General features: G+C 54.4%; 13 protein-coding genes, 2 tRNA genes and 1 other annotated feature. Of the genes, 5 read left to right on the top strand and 10 right to left on the bottom strand.

The features are described 5' to 3' along the window. Nucleotides 1-30: 30 nt before the first annotated feature. Nucleotides 31-106: transfer RNA gene (locus tag AB8846_RS21250), tRNA-Asn, on the bottom strand. A 103-nt stretch (nt 107-209) separates the two neighbouring features. Further along, a complete protein-coding gene (emmdR, locus tag AB8846_RS21245; RefSeq protein ID WP_370733623.1) occupies nt 210-1,664 on the bottom strand; it encodes a multidrug efflux MATE transporter EmmdR in 1,455 nt (484 codons plus the stop codon). A gap of 161 nt (nt 1,665-1,825) precedes the next feature. On the opposite strand from emmdR, the gene AB8846_RS21240 reads away from it, so the two are divergent. Together AB8846_RS21240 and AB8846_RS21235 are read left to right on the top strand one after the other, a co-directional pair. Next, nucleotides 1,826-1,901: transfer RNA gene (locus tag AB8846_RS21240), tRNA-Asn, on the top strand. Nucleotides 1,902-1,954: 53 nt separating this feature from the next. Further along, nucleotides 1,955-2,290: a gamma-glutamylcyclotransferase family protein gene (locus tag AB8846_RS21235; protein ID WP_023336231.1), complete on the top strand. Its 336-nt coding sequence runs from the start codon at nt 1,955-1,957 to the stop codon at nt 2,288-2,290. A 47-nt stretch (nt 2,291-2,337) separates the two neighbouring features. On the opposite strand, the gene AB8846_RS21230 is transcribed toward AB8846_RS21235, so the two are convergent. The 4 genes from AB8846_RS21230 to dacD all read right to left on the bottom strand — a co-directional run bounded on the left by AB8846_RS21230 (nt 2,338) and on the right by dacD (nt 5,742). Further along, complete coding sequence (locus AB8846_RS21230; RefSeq protein ID WP_008499467.1) at nt 2,338-2,673, bottom strand: DUF496 family protein; 336 nt, start codon at nt 2,671-2,673, stop codon at nt 2,338-2,340. Between the two features lie 158 nt (nt 2,674-2,831). Next, nucleotides 2,832-3,890 (bottom strand): FUSC family protein, encoded by a 1,059-nt coding sequence (locus AB8846_RS21225; RefSeq protein WP_063144493.1) that lies wholly within the window; start codon nt 3,888-3,890, stop codon nt 2,832-2,834. 92 nt (nt 3,891-3,982) lie between these two features. Further along, on the bottom strand, nt 3,983-4,456 hold the full coding sequence (sbmC, locus tag AB8846_RS21220) for a DNA gyrase inhibitor SbmC (protein WP_032646437.1): 474 nt from the start codon (nt 4,454-4,456) through the stop codon (nt 3,983-3,985). Between the two features lie 119 nt (nt 4,457-4,575). Beyond that, entirely contained in the window at nt 4,576-5,742 is a 1,167-nt protein-coding gene (gene dacD, locus AB8846_RS21215; RefSeq protein WP_370733622.1) for a serine-type D-Ala-D-Ala carboxypeptidase DacD, read from the bottom strand. Between the two features lie 198 nt (nt 5,743-5,940). Between dacD and sbcB the strand changes: the two genes are divergently transcribed. Further along, nucleotides 5,941-7,377 (top strand): exodeoxyribonuclease I, encoded by a 1,437-nt coding sequence (gene sbcB / locus AB8846_RS21210; RefSeq protein WP_370733626.1) that lies wholly within the window; start codon nt 5,941-5,943, stop codon nt 7,375-7,377. Between the two features lie 99 nt (nt 7,378-7,476). On the opposite strand, the gene AB8846_RS21205 is transcribed toward sbcB, so the two are convergent. From AB8846_RS21205 to AB8846_RS21190, 4 genes are all read right to left on the bottom strand, one after another. Then, the gene (locus AB8846_RS21205; RefSeq protein WP_023336236.1) at nt 7,477-8,835 is read right to left on the bottom strand and encodes an APC family permease; all 1,359 of its coding nucleotides are present in this window, start codon (nt 8,833-8,835) and stop codon (nt 7,477-7,479) included. After that, nucleotides 8,825-8,887, bottom strand: a complete 63-nt coding sequence (gene yoeI, locus AB8846_RS21200) for a membrane protein YoeI (protein WP_154816137.1) — start codon at nt 8,885-8,887, stop codon at nt 8,825-8,827. Before yoeI ends, AB8846_RS21205 begins: the two co-directional genes overlap by 11 nt. Nucleotides 8,888-9,106: 219 nt before the next feature. Then, nucleotides 9,107-10,036, bottom strand: a complete 930-nt coding sequence (locus AB8846_RS21195; RefSeq protein WP_370733621.1) for a LysR substrate-binding domain-containing protein — start codon at nt 10,034-10,036, stop codon at nt 9,107-9,109. A gap of 41 nt (nt 10,037-10,077) precedes the next feature. Continuing rightward, on the bottom strand, nt 10,078-10,902 hold the full coding sequence (locus tag AB8846_RS21190) for an SDR family oxidoreductase (protein ID WP_370733620.1): 825 nt from the start codon (nt 10,900-10,902) through the stop codon (nt 10,078-10,080). Nucleotides 10,903-11,077: 175 nt separating this feature from the next. Between AB8846_RS21190 and hisL the strand changes: the two genes are divergently transcribed. Together hisL and hisG are read left to right on the top strand one after the other, a co-directional pair. Further along, nucleotides 11,078-11,128, top strand: coding sequence for a his operon leader peptide (gene hisL / locus AB8846_RS21185; protein ID WP_001364200.1), 51 nt, complete (start codon nt 11,078-11,080; stop codon nt 11,126-11,128). After that, nucleotides 11,104-11,227: a sequence feature (His leader region), on the top strand. (Overlaps the previous gene by 25 nt.) Before the next feature lie 45 nt (nt 11,228-11,272). Next, nucleotides 11,273-12,172: an ATP phosphoribosyltransferase gene (gene hisG, locus AB8846_RS21180; RefSeq protein WP_028018500.1), complete on the top strand. Its 900-nt coding sequence runs from the start codon at nt 11,273-11,275 to the stop codon at nt 12,170-12,172.

Here is a 12,172-nt window from a genome sequence, read left to right as displayed (position 1 = left end):
AGCCTGCTTTAAAAGCAGGCTTTTTAAATTTGGCTCCTCTGACTGGACTCGAACCAGTGACATACGGATTAACAGTCCGCCGTTCTACCGACTGAACTACAGAGGAATCGTGTGAACGGGGCGCATATTATCGATGCTCCCCCATGATGTCAAAGGCAGAATGCATATTTCCGATCGTTTGCCGAATTATTCTCCACTTCGCGCAATTGTCAGGCATTCTTTCGCGGATATTTCCACAGCCAGCGCCCGCTGACCATGCGCCAGTAGAACAGTGCACCGCGCACGGCCCAGTCGAGGAACATCCCCAGCCAGACGCCGACCACACCCCATCCGAGCATCACCCCGAGCGTATACCCCGCGACAACGCGACATCCCCACATGCCGAGCATTGATACCCACATCGCAAAGCGGGCATCCCGCGCCCCCTTCAGCCCGGCGGGTAATACCCATGAGGCCGCCCAGATGGGCATAAAGGCCGCGTTGAGCCAGATGAGGATCTTAACGACCTCTTTAACGTCGTCTTCGTGGGTATAGAACGAAGCCATCAGCCCGGCAAACGGCGCGGTTCCCCAGGCGATCAGCGTCAGCCCAATGGTCGACAGCCAGAAGACGTGCCGCAGCTGCCGCTCCGCCTGGCCTATCTGCCCTTTCCCGAGCCGTTTACCCGTGATGATGGTCGATGCCGAACCCAGCGCGTTACCCGGCAGGTTAATCAGCGAGGCGATGGAGAAGGCGATAAAGTTACCGGCGATAACGTCGGTCCCCATCCCGGCGACAAACATCTGCGTGAGCAGCTTCCCGCCGTTGAACAAGACCGATTCAATGCTCGCGGGAATGCCGATCCCCATCACTTCCCAGATAATGGCGAAATTAAAGGGACGGAAATAGCTTTTTAGCGTCAGACGCAGCGAGGGGGTGATCCCCGCCATCAGCACCCCGATGATGGCTACCGCACCGATATAGCGTGAAATGGTTAAGCCCAGTCCCGCACCGACGAACCCCAGCCCGTCCCACGAAAACACGCCGTAGATCAGCACGCTGCTGATAATGATATTCAGGATATTCATCCCGCCGTTGATCAGCAGCGGAATTTTGGTGTTGCCTGCCCCGCGCAGCGCGCCGCTGCCAATCAGCGCAATGGCCGCCGCCGGATAGCTTAAGACGGTCATTTCCAGGTAGGTCAGCGCCAGGTCTTTAACCTCGTTCGTGGCCTCCCCGGCGACAAAATCGATAATCTCTTTACCGAAATAGTGGATCACCGCCGCCAGAACGATCGAAAAAATGGTCATGATCATCAGCGACTGGCGGGCCGCCTCGCGTGCACGTTTGGGGTCAAGCTTGCCGAGGCTAAAAGCCACCACAACCGTCGTCCCGAGGTCTATGGCGGCAAAGAACGAGATCACCACCATGTTAAAGCTGTCCGCCAGCCCAACCCCAGCCATCGCCTCTTTTCCCAGCCAGCTCACCAGGAAGGTGCTCAGGACCCCCATCAGCAAAACGCAGGTATTTTCCAGGAAGATAGGCACAGCGAGAGGGGTGATTTCACGCCAGAACAGGACACGATAGCTTTTACGTTTTGCATACCATGGCGTGCGCTCTATCGCCTGGCGTAAGGAGGCAGTGACGTTCAAAATGGACCTTAGCGAGAAAAGTTGAAACTCCATTTCAAATAATGGGGGACAAATGCTCATCCTGCAAAGTATTTTCCAGAAAAAGATGTGTGGATTTACAACAAACTGACGACAGAATCAGCAATCAGTCGATTTTCCCTAAGATCAGGTTTGACAAAACTTTTTTCGCCGCTAAGATAAGCCTCCACAACGATTCCTCTGTAGTTCAGTCGGTAGAACGGCGGACTGTTAATCCGTATGTCACTGGTTCGAGTCCAGTCAGAGGAGCCAAATTTAAAAAGCCTGCTTTTAAAGCAGGCTTTTTGCTTTGCGGATGAGGGAAAATGAACGCTCTGTTTGTCTACGGCACGCTGCGCCCGGGCCACTCAAATGCGCATATTCTTGAAAACATTGGCGGCGAATGGCTGGCCGGTTCCGTATCCGGTACGTTTTACGAACGCGGCTGGGGCGCTGCGGCGGACTTCCCGGGGATTGTGCTCCACCCTGACGGACCCCGCGTCGAAGGCTATCTGTTTATCTCTGATAACCTTGCCGCACACTGGCAAATGCTGGATGAATTTGAAGACGGCTACGATCGGGTTGAGGTCACGGTGACCACCCTTGAAGGCAAGCAGGTTAAGGCCTGGATCTATCAGCTACGGCCGCGTTCTGCGTCATAAAAAAAGGCTCTCTGTCACCAGAGAGCCTTTTTTGCTATTCGCTGCGATTACTCGCTTTTTGCTTCGCCGTTTTTGATTTCGCCCATCACTTTCAGCTTCTTGGAGATGTCGCGACGCTCTTTGGACAGCTCAGCGTTTTTGATGATGTAGTCATCAACGCGGTCTTCATAGTCGCTCTTCATGCTGGCGATGATGCCCTGAATAGCTTCAACGCTCATACCTGGCTTGATGTAGTCGCTCAGGTTGTCGAGCAGCAGAACACGCTTCTGGTTGTCACGGATCTTCTTCTCAACGTCCTGGATTTCACGCTGCAGTTTGTTTTTGCGGCGGAACAGGCGGACGAATTCCAGAACATCCTGGAACGAAGGCTTGGTAGTTTCCATTTTTACACCCCTGATAATGTGAGATTCGGATTCGTTAAGGCAACCGTTGTAACAATAACCTTACTGACAGCGGCTGCGAATGACAATGAGTATATCGTTTAAAGCTATCATAACCCCAATTGCTGCTGAATCGAAGCAGCAGCCGTCACATACGCCTTTTATTTGCGCAGCGCCCGGCAAATAAGGTGCGATAACAGCTCAAGCTGCCGCGCCAGCTCCATGCTCAGCCAGACGTAGCCATGAATAGGCGTTTCCGCCACGTTATCGCCCTGGCGTTCATTGATGAGCTGCTTCAGCTCCGCGACGATCTCATTCAGCCGCTCGCTGTTGGCCATTATCGGCTGTGGGTTCCCTTCATAGAGCGCATGGGCGATGGTCAACAGCGTTTGCTGCGTCATCTGCTGGGTCTCTTTGAGGGTCTGCGCGTTGAGCATCAATAGATGGCTGGGACGCGACGCCCAGTGGGCGTTGATTTGCAGTTCAAGCATGCAGACCAGATTGCGGCTTACCGTCTGGATGGCTTCGAAAATTGCTTTCTGAATATGGGTTTCTTTGCTGGCGGGCGTGATCAGGCCGCGCATTTTGACCACGTCGTTGAGGATCGTTTGCAGATGCTTTTCCAGCCGGGGACGCTCAACCAGATTCGGGGAAAAACCAGCCTGATAGACGCGGTTAAAGGCGGTGACGTAGTTGGCCATCTGAATACGCCAGTGCAGAAAAGCACGCTGCGGCCAGATACCGGTGAAGAGCATGGCCAGCAGTGACCCCAGGATGACGTCCCCGCTTCGCCACAGCGCCGTGGTCATATCCCCGGCGGGCGCACCGACAACCACCGCGAGCGTAATACCAATCAGCAGCGCCTGATAAGGCTTTTTACCCAACGCCAGCCAGCCGCACAGGAACATGGCGGCACCGCACCATGCCAGCATCACGGGAAATGAGATGAGCTCCAGCTTCAGGGCAATAAGCCCAAGAGCCGAGCCTAAAACCGTCCCGCCAATTCGCTCGAAGGCGCGCGGAACAACGTTCCCCCAAAACGAGATGGGCCCCATCACCACCACCAGCGTGATCAGCGGCCATGTTCCTTCCGGAACATCCAGCAAACGGACCAGCACAAACGTCAACACGAAAGCCAGCGCGATGCGACATCCGTGCACCACGCGGTAATGTTTGTACAACCGAATTTCAAAAGGGGTTAATGATTTGTCGGGACGCACACCCGCTCTCCAGCTACACGGCAAATCACAATTGTACTGTGTTTTCAGCCGGGCGGATCGTTCCCGGCTGAAAAACCCTTCATTGAGCAGGCTTAAACCGTTTTATGCTCTACCGCGATATACATTTCGATATCCCAGTAACCGTCTGCATTGCCGTCATTGAGATAGCGCTCGAAGCAGGGCTTGAGCGCCATCTGGTACTTATTGTCCTGCAGCAGGGAATTAAAGAACTGATACCACGGCGTGGCGAAGTCGTAGTTTTCCACGCGCGCCGTCGCCACGGCATAATCCCCGGCCGCGATTTCCGTCATCATGACGCCTTCGCTGTTTTCCGGAATAACGAAATCATCCGGTACCGTAACGGCCGTATCGCAGCGCAGTTTTTCTGCCGGGACCTCATCTGGATTATCGTAGTAGACCGCAACCCACTCCAGCGGCTCAATGTGACGCCCGTCCACCCACATCACCAGCTGTTCAAAGCCCTGTTTTACCGTTTGTTCCCACGGTCCGACCAAATGAAAACCGGCAATCTTACGTTTCTGTTGCTGCTTAATGCTGTAGTCCATGCTGCCTCCATTTATTACTGTATATACATACACTATAAAGCGGATTCTGAGCGTTCAGCAAACGTGAAGTGTTTATTATGTGAGCAGACTCGCAACCCTGCCAGTCTGCTCATGTGCCGTTAGAGCGTGTGGTGTAAATAATCGCTCATGCGAGAGAACAGGCCGCCTTTATCAACGGCTTCCAGCGTCACCAGCGGCCAGTGCGCCACCACTTTGTCGCGATCGTAGAGCTGGATCTCCCCGACACGCTGATGCGCGGCAATCGGCGCTTCCAGCTCTTTTTTATCCAGCACGTATTTGGCTTTGATGTTCGGCACTTCCGCTTTCGGCAGGGCCAGCCAGAAGTCCTGGTCGGTACCCAGTTTCACCTGCTCCTTATCGCCGTACCAGATACGTTCTGTCCCCACTTTTTTACCGCTATGCAGGATCTGCACCGTATCGAAATTCTGCTGCCCCCAGTGCAGCAGTTTTCGGGCCTGGTCCTCACGCCCTTTCGGGCTATCCGCCCCCATGACCACCGCGATTAAACGGCGCTGCCCGTCAACGGCGGAAGCAATCAGGTTAAAGCCCGCCCCCGAGGTATGTCCCGTTTTAAGGCCGTCCACGTTCATGGTTTTATCCCACAGCAGGCCGTTACGGTTCTGCTGGGTGATCCCGTTCCAGGTCAGGCTCTTTTCGCTGTACATATGATAAAACTCAGGCTCGCCGTGGATGATGGCGCGGGAGAGTACGGCCAGATCATAGGCCGAGCTGTGCTGGCCCGGCGCGTCCAGCCCGTGGACGGTTTCAAAATGCGTATCGCGCAGGTTCAGCTTTTGCACGTAGTCGTTCATCATCTTCACAAACTGCTGCTGACCGCCCGCCACGTGATCGGCCAGCGCCACGCAGGCGTCGTTACCGGAATCGACAATCAGGCCGCGGCTTAAGTCACGCACGGAGACGCGATCGCCCTCTTTCAGGAACATGAGCGACGAGCCGTCAAAAACCGGGTTGCCTTTAGCCCACGCGTCACGCCCTACGGTGACAATGTCGTCCGGCGTAATGCGGTGGCTATCAATGGCCCGATCAACCACATATCCCGTCATCAGCTTGGTCAGGCTCGCCGGATTACGTTGTTGATGTTCGTTGCCCGCCGTTAAGATCTGACCGGTCGTGTAGTCCATCAGCACCCAGGAGCCAGCCTGAATGGCCGGAGGCTGCGGCGAAAAATCCAGCGGTTCGGCCGCAAAAGCAGATGAGACACTCGAAGCGAGTAAAGAAACAGCAATAAACAGACGGCGTTTCAACGGTATATCCTCAGGTCATTAAAAATCGATGACCTTTTTACGGGAGTTCTGATGTCGTTACCTGGCTTAATTGCAAAAAAATGTGACAAAACGCAGATTTTTCCCTGAAGCTGGCGCGCAAATTTGCGCCACGGCGGTGCTTTTTATTCGGTCTGGACCGCACGATCGTTTACCATAGTGACGTCATTTTTTAACAGGATGGTATTACTGGTGTCTGACTCTGCCGCTCGCCCGACTTTTTTGTTCCACGACTACGAAACCTTTGGCACGCACCCGGCGCTGGACCGACCGGCGCAGTTTGCCGCCATCCGTACCGACGACGAATTCAATATCATTGGCGAGCCTGAGGTCTTTTACTGCAAACCGGCTGATGACTACCTGCCGCAGCCCGGGGCGGTCATGGTCACCGGGATCACGCCTCAGGAAGCGCGGGAAAAAGGCGTTAACGAGGCAGAATTCGCCCGACGCATTCACGATCTGTTTACCGTCCCCCATACCTGCGTGGTCGGCTACAACAACATCCGCTTCGATGACGAAGTGACGCGCAACATCTTCTATCGTAACTTTTACGATCCCTATGCCTGGAGCTGGCAGAACCGCAATTCACGCTGGGATTTACTCGACATCATGCGCGCCTGTTATGCCCTGCGTCCTGAAGGCATTAACTGGCCGGAAAATGAGGAAGGGCTGACCAGCTTCCGGCTGGAACACCTGACGCGTGCCAACGGTATTGAGCACAGCAATGCTCACGACGCGATGGCGGACGTCTATGCCACCATTGCCATGGCGAAGCTGGTCAAAACCGCTCAGCCGCGGCTGTTTGAGTATCTGCTGAGCCACCGCAGTAAACAAAAATTAACCACGCTGATTGATGTGCCACAGATGAAGCCGCTGGTGCATATTTCCGGCATGTTTGGCGCCTGGCGCGGCAATACCAGCTGGGTCGCGCCGCTGGCCTGGCATCCGGATAACCGTAATGCGGTCATCATGGTGGATTTAGCCGGTGATATTTCACCGCTGCTGGAGCTTGACAGCGATACCCTGCGCGAGCGGCTTTATACCCCGAAAAATGAACTCGGGGATCTGCCTGCGGTACCGGTCAAACTGGTGCATATCAATAAATGTCCAGTACTGGCACAGGCGAATACGCTGCGCCCGGAAGATGCAGACAGACTGGGCATAAACCGGCAGCACTGCCTCGATAACCTGAAAGTGCTGCGCGATAACCCGCAGGTGCGCGAGAAGGTGGTCGCCATCTTTGCCGAGGCGGAGCCTTTCGTTCCGTCTGAAAACGTGGATGCCCAGCTCTATAACGGTTTCTTCAGCGATGCCGATCGCGCGGCGATGAATATCGTTCTGCAAACCGAGCCGCGCAACTTACCGGCGCTGGATATCACCTTCGCCGATAAACGCATCGAAAAGCTGATGTTTAATTACCGCGCGCGTAACTACCCCGGCACGCTGGACGAGGCAGAGCAGGATCGCTGGCTGCAGCATCGTCGCAATGTCTTTACCCCTGAATTCCTTAATAGCTATGCCCAGGAGCTGGAAATGCTTTATGGCCAGTATGAAGGGAATGCTGAAAAACAGGCACTGTTGAAATCCCTGTTCCAGTACGCGCAAGAGATAGTCTGAACGATAGGTATAAAAAAGCCGGAGGCGATGTCTCCGGTTTTTTTTTGCCCGCTTGGGTTTTGTAGGTCGGGTAAGGCGTAGCCGCCACCCGACACGGAATTACGCGACGTCTTCGTACTGAGGAACCGGGTTACGGAAGCTCTTAGTGACGCAGGCCAGGTAAACCAAACCGATAGCACCCCAGATCAGACCCAGAACCATAGAGCTCTCTTCCAGGTTAATCCACAGCGCGCCCACGGTCAGAGCACCACACACTGGCAGCACCAGATAGTTGAAGTGGTCTTTCAGCGTTTTGTTGCGCTTCTCACGGATCCAGAACTGCGAGATCACGGAGAGGTTAACGAAGGTGAACGCCACCAGCGCACCGAAGTTAATCAGCGCGGTCGCCGTAACCAGGTCGAATTTAATCGCCAGCAGGGCAATAGCGCCAACCAGCAGCACGTTCCACGCCGGAGTACGCCATTTCGGATGAACGTAGCCGAAGAAACGTGTCGGGAATACGCCGTCACGGCCCATCACGTACATCAGACGAGAAACGCCTGCGTGTGCCGCCATGCCGGACGCCAGTACGGTCACGCTGGAGAAGATCAGCACGCCCCACTGGAAGGTTTTACCCGCAACATACAGCATGATTTCAGGCTGTGACGCATCCGGATCTTTAAAGCGAGAGATGTCCGGGAAGTACAGCTGCAGGAAGTAGGAAGCTCCGATAAAGATCAGGCCACCAATCAGCGCGGTCAGGAAAATCGCTTTCGGGATCACGCGCTCAGCATCTTTGGTCTCTTCTGAAAGAGAAGAGATACCGTCAAAGCCCAGGAACGAGAAGCACAGAATTGTCGCACCGGTAATCATCGGCACAACGTGCGCACCTTCAGACCAGAATGGACGCGTGCTGGTCAGCGTACCTGCACCTTCACCGTGAGAAACACCGTAGATGATCAGGCCAACGATAACCGCCACAATACCCATCTGCAGAATAACAATCAGGGTGTTGAAGTTCGCCACGGTCTTGATGCTGCGCAGGTTAGAGATGGTCATAAAGGCCACCAGCGCGACAACAAAGATCCACGATGGAACAGAAGGCACCAGCGCTTCGAAGTAAATTTTTGCCAGCAGAATGTTGATCATCGGCATGAACAGATAGTCCAGCAGAGATGACCAGCCCACCATAAAGCCAACCGCCGGGCTGATGGATTTTTGGGCATAGGTGTAGGCAGAGCCTGCAGACGGGAAACGGCGAACCAGTTTACCGTAGCTCAGCGCAGTAAAGAGAATGGCGACCAGCGCAAAGGCGTACGCCGTTGCCACGTGACCGTCTGTGAGGCCCGATACGATACCGAATGTATCGAACAGCGTCATCGGTTGCATATAGGCGAGGCCCATCATAACAACCGGAATCAACGTAAGCGTTTTACGTAATTCCACGCGAGAGGTGTTTGGAGTTGCGTTATGCGACATAGTTATTCTCCTTGAAGGTGATAACCGCCACGTAAGCGAAAAATTGCCCCATTTCTTTCTTCCTCAGCGACAACAACTGTCGGATTTTAGTAAATATCTATCCGGTACGAAGCCCGGCCTCTTGGTTTTTAGTTTCGTTTCGTACATGCAAAAAAAAATAACCGACGCCTTTTATATCGTCGATTATTCATTTGGTTGCAGCGGCGGCATTTTGCCCCACATCGGATACAAAAGGCAATACTTTGCAAAGCACGGGACAATTTTCTTTTTGCTAAATGGCTGATTTCTGGACGCCGGGCTGAGAGTAAACGGCGGCGATAGCACTATTTGCTAAAATCTCGTCTCGCCACCAGGCGCTGGCTAGCCCGGCAGTTTGTTCATTCCAGCCTACCCACACCGATTCATTACTGCTTTGAGCAAGTACCTGTTTTTCAACAAGCGCACCGCTGTCAATAAACCGCTGCGCCAGATAGCGGGGTAAAAAACCGCAGCCCAGACCGCTTATTTGCAGTTCCAGCTTGGTTTTAAAGTCGAAAACGGTAATGGCCTCCTGCTCATCAAGCAGCTGCGAGGAGACCGAACATTCCGGACGAGAGCTGTCTCCAACCACGATGGCGCGGTAGCCTTTAATCACGCGGCGGTTAATAGGTTCTGGCTCCTGAGCCAGAGGATGATGAGGCGCTACGGCAAACACCTGCTCCAGCACGCCCAGCCGGGCAAAACCAAAATCACTCAACTGGGGTGGCTCATGGAGTGCACCGACAAAAATATCCGCCCTGCCCTGCGTTAAGGCATCCCAGGAGCCCCCCAGCACGCCATTGATAAAAATAAGCCGGGTCACGCTGTGATGTTGATAAAAGGCTTCGATCAGCGGCGTCAGGAGAGAAAACGGAAAGGTATCATCCACGCCAATGACCAGCTCGTTTTCCCACCCCTGATGGAGTTTTACGGCCTGTTTTTCGAGTTCACGGACGGTGTGGAGGACTTCGCGGCCTTTTTCCAGCAGCATCTGTCCGGTACGGGTAAAACGGGCGCGGTGCCCGGAGCGATCGAGGATTTGGATATTGAGATCGCTTTCCAGTTTTTGAACGGTATAGCTCAGCGCAGACGGGGTTTTGTAGAGCTTTGCCGACGCCGCGGCAAAGCTCCCCTCTTTTTCCAGTGCATCCAGAATAATAAGAACATCCAGCAGCGGTTTCATGCTCGCCCCCTTTCGGTGTGCGATGGTCTCCGCTGCGGGTCTTATTCCATGGGCATCACCAGCGGATCGGGATACTGATACTCAAACCCCAGCTCATGACAAATGCGATTGCCATCAACAATTTTGCCTTTACTGTCATCCTTTGCCTCACCGAAAACCGGCGCAGCCAGGCCCAGCTGACGTGCCATCAGCGGGTAAAACGTGCTGCGCGCCGGATGAGACGGTGCACATATATTATAGATGTGTCCACCTTTCGGAGCCTGTAAGAGTAGCTCAATCGCGCCAACAACATCGTCAAGATGTACAAGATTGACTACATGCTGGCCGTCTGGCGCAGATTTCCCGGCAAAAAAGCGTCCCGGATGGCGGCCAGGGCCTACCAGCCCCGCCAGACGTACGATATCGACCTGCGTGCCGGGAAGATGATGCAGCCAGTCTTCCAGCTCTTTCAGAACCTGACCGCTCGCCGTCACGGGACGGCGCTCGGAACTCTCTTTCACCACGCCCTCAAACTCGCCATAGACCGACGTCGAGCTGGTAAAAATGATGCGCGGAACATGGTGCGCCAGCGCGCTGTCGACGATCTCCTGCATCGCCTGCAGATAAAACGACTCGCCCGGCCCGCTGCGCCGCGCGGGTAACGTAATCACCAGCGCATCGACGTTCATCAGCGTGTCCAGATCGTCAGCATCACACACCAGCTCCGGTTCAAGACGCAGTTCAACGCCATCAATACCGCACATGCGCGCTGCCTCTACCCCATCCGCCGTGGTTTTGCTCCCGGTCACCTGCCAGCCTTTCGCGGCTAATGACATCGCCAGCGGCATTCCCAGCCATCCTAAACCGACAATCGCGACCTTTTTCATGCGAATTCTCCTGACTCTCACTCGTCTTTTATAAGGCTACGCCAGCCCGGCAGAACAAACAATTCATAGCATCAATATGAAATGAATTAATGATCAAAAAAAGCCCTTGCAATATGTCGTACAACTGGTTTAGGTTAAAAGACATCAAATGAATAAGCATTCATCGAGAATTTATATGACACGCGTTCAATTTAAACACCACCATCATCACCATCATCCTGACTAGTCTTTCAGGCGATGTGTGCTGGAAGACGTTTGGATCTTCCAGTGGTGCATGAACGCATGAGAAAGCCCCCGGAAGATCTTCTTCCGGGGGCTTTTTTTTGGACCGAATTCAGACAGGTTAAAACAGGTTAACGAGGAATAAAGAATGTTAGATAACTCACGCTTACGCATAGCTATTCAAAAATCAGGCCGTTTGAGCGATGACTCACGCGAACTGCTGGCCCGCTGCGGGATTAAAATTAACCTGCACACCCAGCGCCTGATTGCTCTGGCTGAAAACATGCCCATCGACATTCTGCGCGTGCGTGATGACGATATTCCCGGCCTGGTTATGGACGGCGTCGTTGACCTCGGCATCATCGGTGAAAACGTGCTGGAAGAAGAGCTGCTGACCCGCCGCGCGCAGGGCGAAGATCCGCGTTACTTCACCCTGCGTCGTCTGGACTTCGGCGGCTGCCGCCTGTCGCTGGCAACGCCGGTTGATGAAGCGTGGGACGGCCCGGCCGCGCTGAACGGCAAACGTATCGCCACCTCTTATCCTCACCTGTTAAAGCGTTATCTCGACCAGAAAGGCGTGCAGTTTAAATCCTGCCTGCTGAACGGCTCTGTTGAAGTGGCGCCGCGTGCGGGTCTGGCGGACGCCATCTGTGACCTCGTCTCTACCGGTGCGACCCTGGAAGCGAACGGTCTGCGCGAAGTAGAGGTGATCTACCGCTCTAAAGCGTGCCTGATTCAGCGCGACGGCGACATGGCCGACGCCAAGCAGCAGCTGATCGACAAACTGCTGACCCGTATTCAGGGCGTGATTCAGGCGCGTGAGTCCAAATACATCATGATGCACGCCCCAACCGAGCGTCTGGATGAAGTGATTGCCCTGCTGCCGGGCGCCGAGCGCCCAACCATCCTGCCGCTGGCGGGCGATCAGCAGCGCGTGGCGATGCACATGGTGAGCAGCGAAACCCTGTTCTGGGAAACCATGGAAAAACTGAAGGCGCTGGGCGCAAGCTCCATCCTGGTGCTGCCTATTGAGAAGATGATGGAGTAA

This window comes from Enterobacter sp. KB-221C9 (assembly GCF_041320715.1).
Taxonomy (GTDB): domain Bacteria; phylum Pseudomonadota; class Gammaproteobacteria; order Enterobacterales; family Enterobacteriaceae; genus Enterobacter; species Enterobacter asburiae_D.
Note: the sequence above shows the minus strand (reverse complement) of the source record. Positions and strands in the feature narration are given on the sequence as shown.